The organism is Sinorhizobium numidicum (genome assembly GCF_029892045.1).
Classification (GTDB): domain Bacteria; phylum Pseudomonadota; class Alphaproteobacteria; order Rhizobiales; family Rhizobiaceae; genus Sinorhizobium; species Sinorhizobium numidicum.
The window spans coordinates 3,118,954-3,136,764 of record NZ_CP120368.1 but is presented as its reverse complement, the minus strand read 5'-3'; the positions used below and the strand labels follow the sequence as shown (position 1 = coordinate 3,136,764).

Below are 17,811 nucleotides of genomic sequence, written 5' to 3'. Positions count from 1 at the left end.
AATACGAAAAATCCCGGCTGGAGGTTCACCCAGCCGGGATTTTGTTTGCTGCCGTAAAACCAGTAACTTTGTTGTTATGCGCCTTCGACGACGCGCAGAGCACTGGCACGTTCCAGCGCGGCCTTGCGGACCGCTTCCTGCACCTTTTCGAAGGCACGGACTTCGATCTGCCGGACGCGTTCGCGGCTGATATCGAACTCGGTGGAAAGCTCCTCCAAGGTTACCGGCTCTTCGGTCAGGCGACGAGCCTCGAAGATGCGGCGTTCGCGGTCGTTCAGCACCTTCATGGCGTTGGCGAGCAAGGCGCGGCGGCTCTCGAGCTCGTCCTGTTCAATCAGGATCTCTTCCTGATTGTCGTGATCGTCCACAAGCCAGTCCTGCCATTGTCCGGAGTCGCCCTCACTTGCCTTGATCGGCGCGTTGAGCGAAGCATCGCCGGACAGGCGACGGTTCATCGAAACGACTTCGTCCTCGCTGACCTTCAGCGTCGTGGCAATTTCCTTCACCTGTTCGGGCTTGAGATCGCCCTCATCCAGCGCCTGGATGCGGCCCTTCAGCCGTCGCAGGTTGAAGAACAGCCGCTTCTGATTGGCAGTCGTGCCCATTTTGACGAGCGACCATGAACGCAGGATATATTCCTGGATCGCGGCCTTGATCCACCACATCGCATAGGTCGCCAGACGGAAGCCGCGATCGGGCTCGAATTTCTTGACTGCCTGCATCAGGCCGACATTGCCTTCGGACACGACTTCGCCGATCGGCAAACCGTAACCGCGATAACCCATCGCGATCTTGGCGACGAGACGAAGGTGGCTTGTCACCAGCTTGTGTGCGGCGTTGCGGTCGTCATGCTCCTGATACCGCTTGGCGAGCATGTACTCTTCCTGCGGCTCGAGCATCGGAAATTTACGGATTTCATCGAGATAGCGGTTAAGGCCGCCCTCTCCAGCGGCAATGGTCGGCAAAGTATTGCGGGCCATGAAGCACCCCCTTTGTGCATCTCCAGCCTCCAAGACGGCAGGCCGGGCATGTGGGTCTTCGTCAAGACCCCACGATCCTAGAAGATAAGTACGGCGAAAGCATGATTCAAGGACTCCGGTTTCACGCTGTCGTGAGACCAGAGGAAGGGCGTGTCGCGCATTGAAGCTTCTATAAGATTGGAATCCTGTCTCGCGAATTCAAGGGCTTGATCGCTCTTCTGCGCGCAAAGCGGCGATCAATGCTTCCATATCCGCCGGCATCGGAGCCTCGAAATGCATCGTTTCGCCTGTCGAAGGGTGCTCGAACTGAAGCATGAAGGCGTGCAACGCTTGACGGCGAAAGCCGTTGACGACGGCTTTCGCCGATTCCGGCAGGAGATTGGCCTTGGTTCGGAACGCGGAACCATAGTCGGGATCGCCGATCAGCGGATGGCCGATATGGGCCATGTGGACGCGAATCTGGTGGGTGCGGCCGGTCTCGAGGTGGCATTCGACGGTCGAGGCGAGGCTGGTTCCGTCCGGCTTTTCGAGATAGCGCTCGACAACCTCGTAGTGTGTGATGGCCTCGCGCGCGTCGTCGCTTTCCTCGCGCTTGACGGCACGCTTCGTCCGATCTCCGGCCCGACCGAGCGGGGCGTTGATCGTACCTTTCAACTGGCGCGGCCGTCCCCAGACCACCGCCCAATAGGCGCGTTCGAGCGGCCCCGTGCGACCGTGATCGGCGAACTGGTCGGAAAGGTGGCGATGGGCGGCGTCATTCTTCGCCACGACCATGACGCCGCTTGTTTCCTTGTCCAATCGATGAACGATGCCCGGCCTTTTGACGCCGCCGATCCCAGAAAGACTATCGCCGCAATGATGAATGAGAGCGTTGACGAGTGTCCCGGTCCAATTGCCGGCGCCCGGATGCACCACCAGGCCAGGCGGCTTGACGAGTACGATCAGGTCGTCGTCCTCGTAAAGCACGTCGAGCGGGATATCCTCGCCCTTCGGTTCAGGATCCTCGGGTTCCGGCAAGTGGATCTCCAAGGCGTCACCCGGGCGAACCTTTCTCTTCGGTTCGACAATCGTTGCACCATTGAGCGAAACGGCGCCTTGCTCGATCAGGCTCTTGATGCGATTGCGGGAAAATTCGCCGGAAAGTGCGTCTGTGAGGAAGGCGTCCAGACGTCCGGCGGCGTGCTCGTCCGCCCTCAGGACTTTCCTATTGCCGGTGGCTTGTTTAAAGGGATCGTTCATTCCACTCAATTCCGATAGAAAGCCAGCCATGACTGCAATCGACCCCGATGACCAGGAAGACAAGCCGCTTGATCCGGCGATGGAGAACGTCCGCCGCAAGATGGTGCGCCTGCAACTCGTCTCGGCGGGCGTGATGCTGGTCATGCTTATGGCCGTCCTCGGGACGATTGTCTACAAGCTGACGCGGACGGAAGGCGGCGCTGATCCGGCCGAGACCATGGCGACCGTGCCGGGCGATGCTCCTGTCAGCGCCATTGCGGCGCTGCCGGCCGGCTTCTCCGTGAGCGATATCGCGCTTTCCGGCTCGCAACTGCTCTTCTATGGCAGTCTGCCGGGTGCCGAACCGCGCGCGATCGTCTTCGACATGAAGGCCGGGCGCATTATCGCGGACATCACAGTCAGGACCAATTGACGCCATGCCCGGGCCCCCAAGGCATCCTGTCCGCATCGAGGATCCGTCGGATCCGCGCATTGCCGGGTTCGTTTCGATCAGGGAGCGTGACCTCACCGGGCGACAGGGCCGGTTCATCGCCGAAGGTACCGTGGTGTTGCGCATGTTGGCGGCCGCGCATCGCGCCGGGCGCGGCGTCGCCGCCGAGGCTATCCTGCTTCTTGAGAATCGGATCGCCGGCCTTGCAGACGTGCTTGCCGAATTTCCGGCCGACGTCCCGGTCTTTGCGGCGGAAGCCAGAGTCTTCGACGCGATCGCGGGTTTCAACATGCATCGCGGCGTGCTGGCGCTCGGGCGACGCGACGCGATGCCCGGCATGGACACGCTCATCGCCGGTCTTCCCGCGTCGAGCCTCGTTCTTGCCGCCTGCGGCATATCGAACCACGACAATATGGGAACGCTGTTTCGCAATGCTGCTGCCTTCGGCGTCGACGCCTTGCTGATGGACGCATCAAGCTGCGATCCGATGTATCGCAAGGCGATCCGCGTCTCGGTCGGATCGGTGCTGACATTGCCCTTCGCCCGGGAGGGTACCGCGGCATCGCTCATCGAGCGGCTGCGAGCCGCGGGCTTCGAGATCTGGGGTCTGTCGCCGAGCGGCGAAACCGATATTGCCGGGATACCGCCGGCACCGCGCACGGCATTGCTTGTCGGCACAGAAGGCGAGGGACTGCCGGAGGCTATTCTGTCGTCGGTCCATACGGCGCGAATACGCCAGCGGCCGGGCTTGGACAGCCTGAACGTGGCCATGGCCGCGGGCATAGCGCTGTATCAGGTTGCAAGCGTCAACGGCCGAATTTGAGCTTGGACGGCGGCTCGCCATTGATGGCTCGTCGCTCGGCCGCCGCCATTCTCATTTGGGAGACAGAATTTCTTTTGCCCGACTTGCCAGGCTCTTCCGGGTGCCCTGCTTTCTGGCCTTTTCGGCCGCGAGAAGGCCGTGGATCGGGGAGGGCTTGCCCTCGCGCATAGCGGTGAGGGCGACCATGCCGGCGGCAATCTCGGCGACTTCCTCGCGGAGCGCGTCGTCATGGGCGCCGGATTTCGAGTTGGCGAGACGTTCGGAAAGCGCGGTCGCGCGGTTCCTCAGGTCCTCCGAAAGCCCGTCGGTATCGAGATCCCGCGCCGGCCTTTTCGGTTCACTGTTCACGGCGTCCGTGGCGGCGTCTTTCTGTTCCAATCGTCTCGGCAAAGCCACGCCGGCTGCGCGAAGCGCCTTTGTCGCCTCCCGCACCTCCTGGGTCACGTCCTTCAGCTTCGTCTTCAATCTTTCGATCTCTTCGCCCCGTCGTTCAAGCGCGCTCTCCCGGTCGGCATTGGCCGCCGTTTCGCGGGCAAGCCTGCTCTCGAGCTGACGAATAAGGTTCTCGTCTTTGCCGAGACGCAGCTCCATTTCCCGTGCGCGCGCACTTTCGGCCTTCAAATCGGCGCGCAGCGCCTCACGCTCGTCGCGCAGCACGGCCAGCCGGCTCTTCAGATGCTCGATTTCGGTCTCGCGTGCAGCCTGGTCTATCCGATGATTGTCGAGATCGGCCGCGTGCTTGTCGAGCTTGCCGTTCAAGGCGCGGATCGCCTTGTCTTTGATCCCGCGATCGCGCTCGGTGGTTTCACTTGTCGCCTTCATGCGTTCGAGACGTTGCTCAAGCTGCCGGATGACGGAGCGCATGTCGGCGGCTTCGACGTTCATGTCCGCGAGTTGGGCATGCAGATCGGCATTCTCGCCGGTGAGCCTGCGAGCCTCCTGGAGGGTCCTTTCGTTCTGCAGCATCAGCGTGACGCTCTTGTCGCGCTCGCGGCGGAGCGCCTGCAGCGTCTTGGCACTTTCGGCGGCGTAGGTCGCCCGCGCAGCGTCCTTCTGAGCCCGCACTTCTTGGGGGCTCAAAGGCATCGTCGCCTTCAGCCGGTCCTCGGCAAAGCGGACGATCCGTCGTTGAATGGCGGGCGCGACCAGAAGGCCGATCACAACTGCCGTCAGGAAACCGAGGGCAAAGAGAAGCGCATATTCAATCACGTGCTGGCCATTTCAAACTCGACCGGATCCGGACATCCCACCCGTCGGGCAGTCATTTCCTTTTCCCGCAGTAAACATGACGCCTGCAAAGCTGCAAGCATTACTGCAAGACGGCATAGCTTTTCAGATCCAGGAATATCGCCGTGGCCTGCTTCAAGACATCTCAGAAGGGATTCCAGGTCGGCTGCTGGGTCAGCTTGAGATAGCCGACATTGACGCCGAGCCTCGCGCCGATGCCGGTGCGGATGGGCACGACCACCACCTGGTCGTCCGTGAGCACGGTCATGCCGACACCTGCGACGACATAGGCGGAGCCGGAAACGCCGCCGAAACGCTTGTAAAGAGCCGGGACGCTCGAGAGATTGTAGACGAGCATCATGGCGCGACTGCCCTGGCCGCCCCAGTCAAGACCGAGCGAAGGCCCCTGCCAGAAGACGCTGTGCTGCCCGGCGTTCTTCGTGTAAAGCTCGCCCTCGCCGTAGGTGAGGCCGGCGATGAAGGCGCCGGAACCTTCCTGGCCGAGGATATAACCGTTCGGCAGACCATAGCGTTCGAAAGCGCGCTCGACGACCTTGGCCAGCCCGCCCGACGTTTCGCCGAAGAAGCCGTGGCCGGCATCGACGATCTCCTGCATCGTATACTGGCTGTTCGGAGACTGGGCGTGAGCGGCGGACAGGGCGCCAGTCATCAGAGCGCCTGCTATCAGCAGCATCGTGGTCAGGATAGCGCGGACAGCCATTGAGGTTGCCTTCATGATCGGCTGCATCGTTTCCTCCGTCAGGCGCGAAAGCGGCTCGCGCGCCGGCCATCATGACCGGACTGCGCGGCCCGCGCGGGTCTGGGCGTTTCGAGAGGCCCACGCTTCAAGTGAGCACGCATGGGACGCTCCGCCAATTGGAACTAGCGCACCTCATCTGCTTCCAGTAAATCCGACCGAAACCAGGGTGCGTCACCAATTTGAACCGATCATCTTAACAATCGGTTTACCAAATGTGATGTCATTATGGCCTTCTGACAGGCGGCTGTTGCCTGCGCGGTTCATGGTCGCGTGGGAGCTCTTATCGGGCACACTCTGGAGCCGCTGGCCCGGCTGGGAATCGAACAAGGAAGAACGATGGCAAAGAATCCGAACCTGACATTGACGGGGCCCGATTTGGCCGCGCTGCTCTGCAGCCGCGTTTGCCACGACATCATCTCGCCGGTCGGCGCCATCAACAACGGTCTTGAGCTTCTGGACGAAGGCGGCGCAGATGCCGATGCGATGGACCTGATCCGCACGAGTGCGCTCAACGCCTCTGTTCGGCTAAAATTCGCCCGCCTTGCCTTCGGTGCATCGGGTTCGGTCGGTGCGTCAATCGACACCGGTGAAGCCGAAAAGGCCGCCAAGGATTTCGCAGCCGCCGATAAGAAAACCGAGATCACCTGGAATGGCCCACGTGCGATCATCGCCAAGAATCGCGTCAAGTTGCTCCTGAACCTGTTCTTGATCGCCTATGGTGCGATCCCGCGCGGCGGATCGATCGATATCACGCTGGAAAACCCGGAACTCGACGCGACCTTCACCCTCGTCGCCAAGGGCCGGATGATGCGCGTGCCGCCGAAGCTGGTGGAACTGCTTTCCGGTACTCCGGAGGAGGCGGTCGATGCACATTCGATCCAGCCCTATTACACCGTTCTTTTGGGCGAAGAGGCAGGCATGGCGATCGAGGTGGCTTCGACCGGCGAAGAAATCATCTTCACGGCACGGGTCGAAGCCTGAGCTAAGCGCGTCGCCCGCTGAAATGGTACGAACAAGGTCCTCCGCGGGTGCGCCTGCCGGAGGACTTTTCGTTTCGCGCCGGACGAAAGCTGGTTTTTTCTTCTCGGCTATTTGGAAACGTTAACGGATTCACGAGCTTGGCATCGAAGGAAAAGGAAGCGTTAAGCAGCGCTGGTAACGGTTTCTTCGCCAAATCTGTATAGGGTTGTTTCATGGTTGTGGTTCGCATGCGCAGAGCTGGATGAGAACGTATCAGCGGTTTTCCGCCCGCTTTCCGCTCTGACCTGTTGAAACCGATCACGTTTATGACTTTGGTGGATTTAGCCCAACGTCGTCGTGGTCCGAGGCGTGAAGGAGGGAACATGCGGCGCTTGATGATTGCTGACGGCTCGGACGTCGTGAGAAAGGTCGGAAAACGCATCCTTTCGGGCATGGGTTTCCTGGTTCTCGAAGCGCCGAGCAGCCTTGAAGCGTTGCTGCGCTGCGAAGCAGAACTGCCGAACATCCTGATCGTTGACGCCGGGCTCGATGGGGCTCTCGATCTGATCGCAAACATTCGCCGCCTGCCCGAGGGCACCTCGGTGCGCATCTACTATTGCGTCGTCGAAGCGGACCTGAAGAAGATGATGGCGGGCAAACGCGCCGGTGCCGATGATTTCCTGCTGAAGCCTTTCGACCGCAAGATCCTGACGAGCGTCTTCGCCAGCCAATCGATGGCCGCCTGACCGAACCGAAGCAGTATGTATGGAAGAACAGCCGCGGCAAATTGCTGCGGCTTTTTCGTTGCCATCTCTCTCGAGAGGACTTCGCTGAAAAAATGCCCGCGGCGCCTACAGCGTCGTGCGTCTTTTCAGACGCACAAAGGTCGCTGTAGCACTTTGAATTGCTGCATGTTTTTGTCCTTAAATCGGCTCCGATTTAAGGAAACATGCAGTAGGCCGAGGCTGGCCCACCACGACGGAACGTCCATTCAAACAAAAAACCCGCCCAGATTGAGGGCGGGTTGGACGTCTCGCGAGTCGGCGGAAGATCAGGCCGTTTCCAGGTAGTCGTTGCCCTCGGGTTCGCGCAGCACGTAACCGCGGCCCCAGACCGTTTCGATATAATTGGCTCCGCCCGCGGCGTTCGCGAGCTTCTTGCGCAGCTTGCAGATGAAGACGTCGATGATCTTCAATTCCGGCTCGTCCATGCCGCCATAGAGGTGGTTGAGGAACATTTCCTTCGTCAGCGTCGTGCCCTTGCGCAACGACAGGAGCTCGAGCATCTGGTATTCCTTGCCGGTCAGATGCACGCGTTGGCCGCCGACTTCAACAGTCTTGGCGTCGAGATTGACGATCAGTTCGCCGGTGGAGATGATCGACTGAGCGTGGCCCTTGGAGCGGCGCACGATCGCATGAATGCGTGCCACCAACTCGTCCTTGTGGAAGGGCTTGGTCATGTAGTCGTCAGCACCGAAGCCGAGACCGCGGACCTTGTCTTCGATCCCGGCCATACCCGAGAGAATCAGGATCGGGGTCTTCACCTTCGACAGACGCAGCGTTCTCAACACCTCGTAACCGGACATGTCCGGCAGGTTCAGGTCGAGAAGAATGATGTCGTAGTCATAAAGCTTGCCGAGGTCGACGCCTTCCTCTCCGAGATCGGTGGTGTAGACGTTGAAACTCTCGGACTTAAGCATGAGCTCAATACTTTGAGCTGTCGCGCTGTCGTCTTCGATTAATAGAACCCGCATATTCTTCCCCTTTTCCGCCGCCCAAGGTCGTCGTGGCACCCTTACGCGATACGGATCCAGTCGTTGCCTGATTTGGAGGCTGCCACGAAATGGTTAACAAATTCTGATTCACTCTGGCAAGGTGTATCGAGAATGTTAAATATTTTTAGCAGTCTCCTGATTCCAAACGCGAATCTGAAAATGGCGTTCTTCACGCGATACATGAGGAAGCGCCGTTATCTGACTCTTCCGACTCGTAAATGGGTGAAGTGCCATATTTCATGCTTCAGCATTTACGGAGCCTTAAATCATCGCACCTATGATTAACGATGCCCGTAAACGAAAGGTTACCAGCGGTAGGCATTTGTTAAGGTGCTGTCGATTTTTTGTTTCCGGCCCGCGCGGGGCCGGCATGACGGGCGCATGTTTCCTTAGATCGGAGCCGATTTAAGGATAAAACATGCAGGAATTCCAAGTGCTACAGCGACCTTCGTGCGTCTGGAAAGACGCTCGGCCGCTGTAGGATCAGTAACCGGGGTCTCGGTATCCACGGGAGTATTGCGTATGAAAGCACGTGAGAGCCTTGTCCGCCTGAAGGAATTTCAGGTTCGGGAGAAGCAGCGTCAGTTGACCCAGCTTCAGATGATGATGTCTGAGTTCGAGCGAATGACCAAGGATCTGGAAAATCAGATTGTTTTCGAAGAGAAAAAATCGGGGATTTCCGATCCGTCGCACTTTGCCTATCCGACCTTCGCCAAGGCCGCCCGCCAGCGAGCCGATAATCTTCAGGTGTCGATTCGCGAGCTGAAGGCGCAACAGGATGCGGCCGAACTGGCGCTTGAGGAGGTCCAGGCCGAATATGCGAAAGCGGCGGCGCTCGAAGAACGGGACACGACCGCCCGGTTGCGCGCGTGACAAGGCGCGCCTCTGTAGGCGCCTTTACGAACGAACCCGCCTAGATCACGATGATTTTGGGTCGAATCGACCCAAAATCATCGATCCATTCTGATCGTTTAGGCGGGATGCGGGCGAAAAGCCGCACACATTTTCTCATGCCGCTCTGGCCGTTCCGGCGGGGCGGGTCTTTCGTTTCGGCAGAGATTCAGGCCTGGATTACGTCCTGCCAATCCGGATGGCGCATGGCCTGCGCGCGCATGAAAGGGCAGAGCGGAATGATTTTCCAGCCGCCTTTTCGGGCCTCGTCTATGGCATGCTTGGCAAGCGCCTGGCCCACGCCCTTACCGCGCAGTTCGTCCGGTACCATTGTGTGATCGACGATGATAAGGCGCGGCGACGACCTGGAATAGGTCATCTCGCCCGTGCACCCCTCGATCGTTGCCGTGTAGCGGCCTTTCGTCTTCGTCTCCTCGTGGGCGATCTCCATCAATCTTCCTTCGCTTTCATCCTGTCGCTGCTTGCGCCGATGCTACAGCGATCTCCACGCATCTGAAAAGACGCAGCGCTCCATGCAGCTTGAAGGACCGCAACGCCGCGCTTGTGCGGGGCCGGCCGGGATTCCGGACGACGAAACGACACCGGCGGCTGCGGGATACTCCCGAGCCGCCGGTTCGAACTATGGCCTGTTGCGGGTGATCAGTGGCGATACTGCTGAATGCGCGTGGTGCGCAGGCCTGCCAGGCCGTGGTCGTTGATGGACGATTGCCAGGAAAGAAATTCCTCAACGGTCAGAGTGTACCGTTCGCATGCCTCTTCGAGGCTCAGAAGGCCGCCGCGCACCGCGGCGACCACCTCCGCCTTCCTGCGGATCACCCAGCGCCGAGTATTGGCCGGCGGCAGATCCGCGATCGTCAGAGGACTGCCATCGGGGCCGATGACATATTTTACCCGTGGTCGCATCATTTCGGTCATGGGACTCTCTACACAAACTCAAGACCATATGGGTGCGACCTTAGCTTGCCACATTTAACATTTGCCTAAGCCGTTAGTAACGATTTGCTCATAATTTGAGACACTTCCAGGCGACGAGGTGACGGGCGAAAAGAGCGACAGCCGCATCGTCCTGTCGCCAGGCAGTGACGGGAAAACCCGAGATTTGCGCGGTTTCGGCAGGGGAGCCATGCAATTACCACATTTCACTTCGACTGGAATTCTTGGTACTGGGGCGCCTCATAAGAATGAGCGTCCGTGTGCACGCTCCCGGATTTCACCCTAGGGCATCACATGTTTGAGTGACCGGCCGCGCTGCTTCCGCAAGCGGCCAGCGGCAGCCGTATTTCAACGGCGACGTGAAACTGGGTCTCTGTGCGCGGAAGCCAGTTCTCTTCTGACCAGGCGTTAGCGCGCCCGTAATATGGTGACCAGATATGAAGGAATCGAATGAACCGGCCTTGCGGCGCGATGCCAACGCAGAGATGGTTTTTGAGATCGATCCGGCATCGGTGCGCACGGAATACGAACTCCTTCGTCTGATGCGGCGGTTGATTGCCCTCTACGGCTTCTCCCATTTCATGATCGCGCGCCTGCCGCTGGCCGAGCAGCAGCGCTTTTCCGAACGTCTGGTGCTGAGCAACTGGCCTTCCGAGCTGGTGCGTCAGTACGATGCCGGTGAGATTTTCCAGACCAGCGCACTTGTCGAGCAACTGCGCCAGACGAAGCTGCCGGTCACCGGCGGCGCGGAGCTTCTGGAGGCTGCGCGTAGAGCTGCGGACCGGGTACCCGCCCGCCGCATCGAGCCTCCTCCCGATATGGCGCGCCACTTCGCCGTGCTTTTGCACACGACCTATGGCGAGCCGTTCGTCGTCATGCTCTCCGGGAAACGGGACGAGCCGATCGGGACGGAAAGGGCGATGCTCTATTTCACCCTGGTGCAACTTCTCGAATGTCTCGAGCGCACCTTCGATACGGGCAATGTGGCGCGCGAAAAACTGTCGGGTCGCGAGATCGAGTGCCTGCGCTGGGCCGCGGCCGGCAAGAGCAGCGATGAAATCGCGATCATTCTCGGCCTCTCGACCTATACGGTGAGCAGCTATTTCAAGAGCGCGACCCGAAAGCTCGATGCCGTCAACCGGATGCAGGCGATTGCCCGCGCCATGCGGATGAAATTGATCTGAAGATTGCCTTGTCTCAAACGCGGTCCAGCCGAAGCGAAAGCTTCCGCTCTTGCCGCGCGCCGGACAAGTTTCTATATGTCGCGGCACAGAAAGCCGAAGGAAATGCCGCCGGCGCCGCCGTTACGAGGTCCTGCGGTTTCAGCGTGAAACAGGGCGTTCGAGGCTCAGGCCGCGCCCGGATGCCGGATTGGATCCCGTGAATAGTCTCGATTTTGACCGCAAGCCCGAAGATACGCGTGTCGTCGTCGCCATGTCCGGCGGCGTCGATTCTTCCGTCGTGGCAGGCCTGCTCAAACGCGAAGGCTACGACGTTCTCGGCATCACGCTGCAGCTTTACGACCATGGCGCGGCCGTGCATCGCGCCGGCTCCTGCTGCGCGGGCCAGGATATCGACGATGCGCGTCGCGTCTGCGAGACGCTCGGCATCCCCCATTACGTGCTCGATTACGAGGCGCGCTTTCGCGAGACGGTGATCAATCCCTTCGCCGAAAGCTATATCGCGGGCGAAACGCCGATTCCCTGTGTCGCCTGCAACCAGACGGTCAAATTCGCGGATCTGCTGGCGACCGCCAAGGAGCTTGGTGCAGATGCGCTCGCCACCGGCCACTACATCCGCTCGCGGCCGAGCCCGAAGCCACGCTATGCCGGCCAGCGCGCGCTTTACCGGCCGACCGATGCCGAGCGTGACCAGAGCTATTTCCTGTTTGCGACCACACAGGAGCAGATCGACTATCTGCGCTTTCCCCTCGGCGGTCTTTCCAAGACTGAGACGCGAGCGCTCGCCGAAGACATGGGCCTCGTTGTCGCCAAAAAGGCCGACAGTCAGGACATCTGCTTCGTGCCTCAGGGCAAATACAGCGACATCGTCTCGAAGCTGAAGCCCAATGCCGCGCTCGCGGGCGAAATCGTCCATCTCGATGGCCGTGTGCTCGGCACGCACGAAGGCATTCTGCACTACACGATCGGCCAGCGGCGCGGCATCGGTGTTGCGACCGGCGAGCCGCTCTATGTCGTCTATCTCGACGCCCGCTCGCGCCGCGTCATCGTTGGCCCCAGGGAAGCGCTCGAGACCCGCCGCGTCTATTTGCGCGACGTCAACTGGCTGGGCGATGGCGAGCTCGAAGAGGCGGCGGCAGAGGGCTTTGCTTGCTTTGCCAAGGTGCGCTCCACACGCCAGCCGGCGCCGGCCGTGTTGAAGAGCGACGCTGACGGCCTCTATGTCGAGCTTGCGGAAGGGGAGGCCGGCATCGCGCCGGGCCAGGCCTGCGCTCTCTATTCCGGCACTGGCGAGGACGCCCGTGTCTACGGCGGCGGATTCATCCGCAAGTCCGAGCGCGAGCCCGGCGCCGAAGCGGCTCTGAAGGCGCTTTTGCAGGCGCCGGCGGCGGCTTGAGAAGCCGCGGTCGGGAGCAATGGGAAAAGTTCACACTTTCCTGCAGACATTGCTTGACACCTGGCGGAACAGCACCTTATAAGCCGCCCGTCCAGCCGACCCGCTCCTCGCGGAATCCATGGCTCGGCACCCGGCGGCGGAGTAGCTCAGTAGGTTAGAGCAGAGGAATCATAATCCTTGTGTCGGGGGTTCGAATCCCTCCTCCGCTACCAACGATTTAGCCGACCGTGTGGAATCAATCAGGCTCGACAAGTATCCTTTGATTTGGATCGTGTACGGCTCTCCTTTCTCCCTTGGATGAACGATAACGGCCGCCACCAACTGGCGGAAGGCGCTTGCCGCGCCAACGTCAACCGTGCCGGTCTTTGTTGCGACGATGTCGGAGAGTTGCTCCACATTCTCGCGGAAGCGCCTCACGGCCTGCGGATGGAGTTCAATGACGTTCGACGGCGCCTCGCTTGCGGCGAGCTCTCGCTCCAGTCGATCGCGTTCCTGCCGCAGTGGCAGCAGCAGCGCTGAAGCCTCGTCGTCTTCGATCAGACCCTTTGCGATTCGCTCGACGATTCGCGTAATGCCGGCCTTGGCATCGACAAGCGCTTTCTCGGAAGTGCTTCGGTTTCTACGTGCCTCGGCTTCAATTCGGCGGCGTTCTTCGCGATAGGCTTTCACGTACTCGTCAATGATGGCCGTGTCGGCAAACTGGATGCGCAGGCTGTCGAGAACCTGACGCTCGATTTTTTCGATGTAGTAGCGGGCGCCGTTGGTGCAACTTCTGGATTCCCGATAGGTGCTGCACTGGATGCGCGGGCCGCTGCGGTCCACCCCCATAAGCGCCATACCGCCGCCACAGCAGCCACAACGCAACAGACCGGAAAGCAACCGCTTGGACTTCGGAACGTCGCGCGCGCGTGCGCCTCCTGTCGCCTCTTTCCGTGCCTGCACAGCATCAAAAAGCGACTGGTCGACAATACGAAGGTGAGGCGCGTCGATCTCCTCATATTCACTCTCTGGATTAATGCGCGATATGCGGCGGCCGGTGGATGGATCTTTCACCATGTGAACGCGGTTCCAAATCAGCTTACCGGCGTAGATGGGGTTTCGCAGGATACCGTTGCCGCGTTGGCCATTGCCGTTGATAGTCGAGCCGTTCCAGCGCAGCCCACGCGGCGCCGGGACGCCGTCGGCGTTCAATGTCGCGGCAATCGTGCGCGGGGCGATGCCGGTGGCGTAGAGCTCAAATATTCTCCGCACCGTCGCGGCTTCCTCCTCGACGATTTCGAGCTCACCTTTCTTGCCAAGAACGGGGCGATAACCATATGCCTTGCCGCCAGCGTTTCGACCGGAGCGCACGACGCCCACCATGCCGCGCTTGACCTTCTTGGCGCCTTCCTCGCGCTGCATTTGGCCGATTACGCCATACATGCCGATCTGGACGGTATCCATCTTGCCGCCGTTGACGCAGTTCATTTCGACACCGCGGAACGACAGGCTCTTATGAATATGCGCGAGGTCGGCAATGTCGCGTGAGATGCGGTCAGGCGCCTCCGATACCAGCACCTCGAATGACCCTAGCTCGGCAGCCTGCATAAGGGTCGACAAGCCAGGACGGCCAAACATCGACGCTCCTGACTTGGCACGATCGAAGTATTCCTGAACGACTTGAAGGCCCAGTCTTTCGGCATGAGCCTTGCACAATCTGATTTGGTCCTCGACGGATTGATCGTTCTGTAGGTCCGTGGAGTACCGTGCGTATATAACAGCGCGCCTCATGATGGGCGATTGTCGTTGGCTGCTGATGACATCATGGCGTCGAGCCGCGCCTGCCTTACGGCCAAGGCTCTGACGAAAGCCAGAAAGGCCTCTCGCGCGTGGGTATTCGGGTTGCTGGTAATTGCCAGTTGCGCGGTCATTCATCCTCCTTCTTGCTGTTCGGTATGCATCTAAGTGTAAACATGCCAACGATGTCAATAGTTCGCCGTAACCAAGCAAAAAGCGACAGTCGTTGCTGTAAACATCTACTGTAACCAAACGCGTCAAGTAGTTTATCTTCAGGTATCGCGAATAAACTAGTTGGAAAATTTGTGGTTTACATCTTATTTAAATGCTGTCGTCGGTCGGTCGACCGAGCCGCCTAACCCTTGACGCTCGGCGACCTTCGCCGGTTAATGATGTGAACCATGCAACGTTGATGAACAGCACGACCGGCCGCGCGCCGGCGAGGAGGATTTTTGCGTATTTCTACCGCAACAAAGGGGCCATCCCTGGCCGAAGTTCTCGCATTCACGATCATCGAATCAGCGGAGGATGTCGCCCGAGTCGAACGCGCGGCCGCAAACCGCATGGCGTCTGTCCGCGGATGGGTGGGATGGCGTGTCGTGACAGTTGATGTCGAGAACGATGCTGATGAGCTCGTTCGTCTAAAAGTCTATGCCGAGCCTGTTGGTGCCGGATATCGCCCCGACCCGGTGACTTATGAGTTCCTCGTTGACGAGAGGGGTACCCGGCGGTCTGCGCGCTTGGACGCGTTCTTTTGTGCCTGCGGCATCCGCGAACGCGTAGAGGACACTCGCGAGATAGAGGGCAGGTACTTCGCTACGCGAAATCGTGGGCGAGCGGCAGCCGACTTCGGTCGGCTCGGTCTGGCGATAGGTTGATCCATGCGAATCCTCGACATCAAACCTGCCGCCAATCCGGGCGGCGGGCAGGTGAGGCTCATTGCAAGCTTTGACCTGCAACTGACTGACGACGTTGCATTCTACGGTATGCGCCTTTGCCGCACACCAGATGGTCGGCATGTCACCTACGCCCCCACGGCCTTGGGCGGCAGAAGGTCCGCTACATTCTCCCGTTCGCTTGCGGAGGCAATCACCGCAGCAGCCCTTCAATCCTACACGGAGCGCGACACCGCCGATGCAGACCAGACCCGCCGTTCAGCTTGACCCCCGAGCGATTGCCGCCGCGCTTGGCGGCACAGCCCGCGGCAACCAGATCTCCGCCCCCGCGCCAGGCCATTCAAAGCGCGATCGCTCGCTCCGCGTCCTTCTCGACCCTACTGCCCCCGAGGGCTTCATCGTTCATCCGCTTGCAGGTGAGGATCCGATCGAGATGCGAGACTACGTGCGCACCAGGGCCGGTTTGCCCGACTGGGAGCCGGAGCACGCCGCAAAACCGCAGCCGACGGCGCACCTACGCTTGGTCAAGAAAGCCGAGCCACCGAAGGCGTTCTCTGATTGGCACCTGACTTCTCGCGGGTTTAGCCACGTTGCCACTTACGACTACACGAGCGCTGACGGCGAGGTACTGTTTGAGGTTCTTCGGTACGAGCATCCAACCCAGCCAAAATCCTTCTTGCAACGTCGACCAGACGGAGATGGCGGCTATCTCTCTGGGCGAGGCGAGCCGCTTCTCTATCGCCTGCACGAACTTGCAACCAACACCGATGATCCCGTCTTCGCCGTGGAGGGCGAAAAGGACGCCGATCGCCTGGCCTCGCTTGGATATTTGGCGACGACGGTGCCAAACGGTTCGTGGCCAGAGGACCTGACAGCCCTAAGCGGTCGCAAGGTTTACGTGCTGGCGGACAATGACGCTGCCGGTGACAAGAAGGCGAAGACGGCACTCCAAAACCTACAAGGCATCGCCGTTGTCGCGCGCATCGACCTTCCTGGCTTGCCGCCGAAAGGCGACGTGAGTGACTGGCTAGATGCCGGACACACCGTCGAGGAGTTGGAGAGCATTTGTTCGTCAGCCCCGCCCATTGCCGCTAACGACAATGATCCGCTTCCTGCTGCACCGCTGTCGATTTTCGAATGGCCGGTTAGCCGCTTCGTCGGCGAACCGCCAGCGGTTGATTATCTTGTCGATGGAGTAATCCCGCTTGGCGTTCCCGGCATGGTGTCCGCCATGGGGGATACTGGGAAGTCGTTCGCTCTTCTCGAGCTTCATCGGCGCGTCGCCTTCGGGCAGGGCACCTTCGCTCCCGACGTCTTCGGCGGCAAGGTTACGGCTATAGGCACGTCAGTGATGATTACCAGCGAGGACGACGCCGGCGAAGTGCATCGGCGCATTTCAGCGCTTGACGCGAAAGCGGAACGGTTCGGCCCCGCGGGACAAAAGATGATCGTCGTCCCGCTCCCTTCTGCCGGTGGCGCGAGGGCGTTCTGGCGCGACGATAAGAAGAAGGGTCTCATCGAGACAGACGACTTCCTCCGCATTTGCGACCAGTTACGCACCATCAATGATCTCCGGCTGGTGACTTTCGACCCGTTAGCGAGCTTTGCCCATCTCGCGCTGAACGAAGACCCGGCGGCTGGCCAGTTCGTCTGCACGTCGCTCAGTCGCTTGGCAACGGAAACGGGCGCGACGGTTCTCGTCGCGCACCACATGCGTAAGACGCAAAAACCAATCGAAAATCTCGGCGACGCGCGTGACGCGATTCGCGGCAGTACCGCACTCGTTGATGGACTCCGCTTGGCATACGCGATGTGGCCTGCTGACGAGGCGAGGGCGAAGAGGGTCTGCAAATCACTGGGTCAAGAATACGTGGCCAACAAAGTCGTTCTCGGTGGCGTCGTAAAAGCCAACGGTCCCGCCAAGCGAATGGTCAGCACCTTAGTGCGGAACGAGTTCGGCCTGCTAATCGACAGGACTTCGGGCATCGGTGCCGCGGCGCCGGCACAAGATGACCTCCTCGGCGCTTTGATCGTTGCCGTTGAGGCGGCCGCGGCGTCGGGTCACCCCTTCACCAGGACCGGGGCAACCGGGCTGTACGCCATGCGCGATCGCCTCCCCACCGAGCTCCGTGACGTATCGCGACACCGCCTGGAGGGGCTCGCTGCGACGGCGATCGAAAGCGGCAGAATCCAGCTTTGCCTTGCCACCGGCACCACTGCGAAGTGGCTCGATGTGCCGGGTGGCCAGTTCGCCATTGGTCTCGGTGAGTTCAGGAAGGGAGCCGCACGATAACCGAATATGCGTTTCCACTAATGTCGGAATTCCGGAGATTTCCGGAAATGCGGAAATGGAAAGACGTTTATTTTCAATTGCTTAATGTTACCTTTCCGGCGTTTCCAACAAAAATGGAAACGCTCCAAGCCATTGAAAACATTCAGATTTCCGGGTTTCCACTTTCTACCCCCTAAAGGGGGAATGGTTTCCAAGAACATTCCCCCGATGGGTGTGGGGAATTGAGCAGCA

Annotated in this window: 18 protein-coding genes, 1 tRNA gene and 1 pseudogene; 10 read left to right on the top strand and 10 right to left on the bottom strand. The window is 60.0% G+C overall.

Annotated features, from left to right (window positions below; translation table 11 throughout):
* Positions 1-74 precede the first annotated feature (74 nt).
* Together rpoH and PYH37_RS26390 are read right to left on the bottom strand one after the other, a co-directional pair.
* Positions 75-980 carry an RNA polymerase sigma factor RpoH gene (gene rpoH / locus PYH37_RS26395; protein WP_280734414.1) on the bottom strand — a complete coding sequence of 302 codons (906 nt, stop codon included), beginning with the start codon at positions 978-980 and terminating at the stop codon, positions 75-77.
* A gap of 198 nt (positions 981-1,178) precedes the next feature.
* Positions 1,179-2,219, bottom strand: a complete 1,041-nt coding sequence (locus tag PYH37_RS26390; RefSeq protein WP_280734413.1) for an RluA family pseudouridine synthase — start codon at positions 2,217-2,219, stop codon at positions 1,179-1,181.
* A gap of 28 nt (positions 2,220-2,247) precedes the next feature.
* On the opposite strand from PYH37_RS26390, the gene PYH37_RS26385 reads away from it, so the two are divergent.
* Together PYH37_RS26385 and PYH37_RS26380 are read left to right on the top strand one after the other, a co-directional pair.
* Positions 2,248-2,631 carry a hypothetical protein gene (locus tag PYH37_RS26385; RefSeq protein ID WP_280734412.1) on the top strand — a complete coding sequence of 128 codons (384 nt, stop codon included), beginning with the start codon at positions 2,248-2,250 and terminating at the stop codon, positions 2,629-2,631.
* A gap of 4 nt (positions 2,632-2,635) precedes the next feature.
* A complete protein-coding gene (locus PYH37_RS26380; RefSeq protein WP_280734410.1) occupies positions 2,636-3,472 on the top strand; it encodes a TrmH family RNA methyltransferase in 837 nt (278 codons plus the stop codon).
* A 51-nt stretch (positions 3,473-3,523) separates the two neighbouring features.
* Here PYH37_RS26380 and PYH37_RS26375 read toward each other — a convergent pair whose 3' ends face one another.
* Positions 3,524-4,681, bottom strand: coding sequence for a coiled-coil domain-containing protein (locus PYH37_RS26375; protein ID WP_280734409.1), 1,158 nt, complete (start codon positions 4,679-4,681; stop codon positions 3,524-3,526).
* A 163-nt stretch (positions 4,682-4,844) separates the two neighbouring features.
* Positions 4,845-5,447, bottom strand: a complete 603-nt coding sequence (locus PYH37_RS26370) for a DUF1134 domain-containing protein (protein WP_280734408.1) — start codon at positions 5,445-5,447, stop codon at positions 4,845-4,847.
* Positions 5,448-5,795: 348 nt separating this feature from the next.
* Here PYH37_RS26370 and chpT point away from each other — a divergent pair, with 348 nt between their 5' ends.
* Together chpT and PYH37_RS26360 are read left to right on the top strand one after the other, a co-directional pair.
* Positions 5,796-6,440, top strand: a complete 645-nt coding sequence (gene chpT / locus PYH37_RS26365) for a histidine phosphotransferase ChpT (RefSeq protein WP_280734407.1) — start codon at positions 5,796-5,798, stop codon at positions 6,438-6,440.
* A 362-nt stretch (positions 6,441-6,802) separates the two neighbouring features.
* Positions 6,803-7,165 carry a response regulator gene (locus PYH37_RS26360; protein WP_280734406.1) on the top strand — a complete coding sequence of 121 codons (363 nt, stop codon included), beginning with the start codon at positions 6,803-6,805 and terminating at the stop codon, positions 7,163-7,165.
* Between the two features lie 305 nt (positions 7,166-7,470).
* Here the strand turns inward: PYH37_RS26360 and ctrA are convergent, their stop codons facing one another.
* Positions 7,471-8,172 (bottom strand): response regulator transcription factor CtrA, encoded by a 702-nt coding sequence (ctrA, locus tag PYH37_RS26355; protein ID WP_280734405.1) that lies wholly within the window; start codon positions 8,170-8,172, stop codon positions 7,471-7,473.
* Between the two features lie 543 nt (positions 8,173-8,715).
* On the opposite strand from ctrA, the gene PYH37_RS26350 reads away from it, so the two are divergent.
* A complete protein-coding gene (locus PYH37_RS26350) occupies positions 8,716-9,066 on the top strand; it encodes a flagellar export protein FliJ (protein ID WP_280734403.1) in 351 nt (116 codons plus the stop codon).
* Between the two features lie 187 nt (positions 9,067-9,253).
* On the opposite strand, the gene PYH37_RS26345 is transcribed toward PYH37_RS26350, so the two are convergent.
* Both PYH37_RS26345 and sciP read right to left on the bottom strand, forming a co-directional pair.
* Positions 9,254-9,535 (bottom strand): GNAT family N-acetyltransferase, encoded by a 282-nt coding sequence (locus PYH37_RS26345; RefSeq protein WP_280734402.1) that lies wholly within the window; start codon positions 9,533-9,535, stop codon positions 9,254-9,256.
* A gap of 209 nt (positions 9,536-9,744) precedes the next feature.
* Positions 9,745-10,020 (bottom strand): CtrA inhibitor SciP, encoded by a 276-nt coding sequence (gene sciP / locus PYH37_RS26340; RefSeq protein WP_003527546.1) that lies wholly within the window; start codon positions 10,018-10,020, stop codon positions 9,745-9,747.
* Between the two features lie 455 nt (positions 10,021-10,475).
* Between sciP and PYH37_RS26335 the strand changes: the two genes are divergently transcribed.
* From PYH37_RS26335 to PYH37_RS26320, 4 genes are all read left to right on the top strand, one after another.
* On the top strand, positions 10,476-11,222 hold the full coding sequence (locus PYH37_RS26335; protein WP_280734401.1) for a helix-turn-helix transcriptional regulator: 747 nt from the start codon (positions 10,476-10,478) through the stop codon (positions 11,220-11,222).
* 196 nt (positions 11,223-11,418) lie between these two features.
* Positions 11,419-12,615, top strand: a complete 1,197-nt coding sequence (gene mnmA, locus PYH37_RS26330; protein WP_280734400.1) for a tRNA 2-thiouridine(34) synthase MnmA — start codon at positions 11,419-11,421, stop codon at positions 12,613-12,615.
* A gap of 135 nt (positions 12,616-12,750) precedes the next feature.
* Positions 12,751-12,827, top strand: a tRNA-Met gene (locus PYH37_RS26325).
* 52 nt (positions 12,828-12,879) lie between these two features.
* Positions 12,880-13,134, top strand: coding sequence for a hypothetical protein (locus PYH37_RS26320; RefSeq protein WP_280734399.1), 255 nt, complete (start codon positions 12,880-12,882; stop codon positions 13,132-13,134).
* 198 nt (positions 13,135-13,332) lie between these two features.
* On the opposite strand, the pseudogene PYH37_RS26315 reads toward PYH37_RS26320, so the two are convergent.
* The 3 genes and pseudogenes from PYH37_RS26315 to PYH37_RS26305 form a co-directional block, all read right to left on the bottom strand.
* Positions 13,333-14,385: pseudogene (locus tag PYH37_RS26315) on the bottom strand (recombinase family protein); the annotation flags it as partial.
* The gene (locus PYH37_RS26310; protein ID WP_280734397.1) at positions 14,382-14,525 is read right to left on the bottom strand and encodes a hypothetical protein; all 144 of its coding nucleotides are present in this window, start codon (positions 14,523-14,525) and stop codon (positions 14,382-14,384) included. The gene PYH37_RS26310 and the pseudogene PYH37_RS26315, both read right to left, overlap by 4 nt.
* A gap of 507 nt (positions 14,526-15,032) precedes the next feature.
* Entirely contained in the window at positions 15,033-15,410 is a 378-nt protein-coding gene (locus tag PYH37_RS26305) for a hypothetical protein (RefSeq protein ID WP_280734395.1), read from the bottom strand.
* 115 nt (positions 15,411-15,525) lie between these two features.
* Between PYH37_RS26305 and PYH37_RS26300 the strand changes: the two genes are divergently transcribed.
* Complete coding sequence (locus PYH37_RS26300) at positions 15,526-17,580, top strand: AAA family ATPase (RefSeq protein WP_280734394.1); 2,055 nt, start codon at positions 15,526-15,528, stop codon at positions 17,578-17,580.
* The last annotated feature ends 231 nt before the right edge of the window (positions 17,581-17,811 follow it).

Bases quoted from the DNA above. Each gene is read 5' to 3' on its own strand.
- PYH37_RS26370 (WP_280734408.1), bottom strand. From the start codon at position 5,447: ATGCAGCCGATCATGAAGGCAACCTCAATGGCTGTCCGCGCTATCCTG.
- PYH37_RS26300 (WP_280734394.1), top strand. From the start codon at position 15,526: ATGCAGACCAGACCCGCCGTTCAGCTTGACCCCCGAGCGATTGCCGCC.
- sciP (WP_003527546.1), bottom strand. From the start codon at position 10,020: ATGACCGAAATGATGCGACCACGGGTAAAATATGTCATCGGCCCCGAT.
- PYH37_RS26390 (WP_280734413.1), bottom strand. From the start codon at position 2,219: ATGAACGATCCCTTTAAACAAGCCACCGGCAATAGGAAAGTCCTGAGG.
- rpoH (WP_280734414.1), bottom strand. From the start codon at position 980: ATGGCCCGCAATACTTTGCCGACCATTGCCGCTGGAGAGGGCGGCCTT.
- PYH37_RS26380 (WP_280734410.1), top strand. From the start codon at position 2,636: ATGCCCGGGCCCCCAAGGCATCCTGTCCGCATCGAGGATCCGTCGGAT.
- PYH37_RS26305 (WP_280734395.1), bottom strand. From the start codon at position 15,410: ATGCCGACCATCTGGTGTGCGGCAAAGGCGCATACCGTAGAATGCAAC.
- ctrA (WP_280734405.1), bottom strand. From the start codon at position 8,172: ATGCGGGTTCTATTAATCGAAGACGACAGCGCGACAGCTCAAAGTATT.
- chpT (WP_280734407.1), top strand. From the start codon at position 5,796: ATGGCAAAGAATCCGAACCTGACATTGACGGGGCCCGATTTGGCCGCG.
- PYH37_RS26345 (WP_280734402.1), bottom strand. From the start codon at position 9,535: ATGGAGATCGCCCACGAGGAGACGAAGACGAAAGGCCGCTACACGGCA.
- PYH37_RS26310 (WP_280734397.1), bottom strand. From the start codon at position 14,525: ATGACCGCGCAACTGGCAATTACCAGCAACCCGAATACCCACGCGCGA.
- PYH37_RS26385 (WP_280734412.1), top strand. From the start codon at position 2,248: ATGACTGCAATCGACCCCGATGACCAGGAAGACAAGCCGCTTGATCCG.
- PYH37_RS26335 (WP_280734401.1), top strand. From the start codon at position 10,476: ATGAAGGAATCGAATGAACCGGCCTTGCGGCGCGATGCCAACGCAGAG.
- PYH37_RS26360 (WP_280734406.1), top strand. From the start codon at position 6,803: ATGCGGCGCTTGATGATTGCTGACGGCTCGGACGTCGTGAGAAAGGTC.
- PYH37_RS26350 (WP_280734403.1), top strand. From the start codon at position 8,716: ATGAAAGCACGTGAGAGCCTTGTCCGCCTGAAGGAATTTCAGGTTCGG.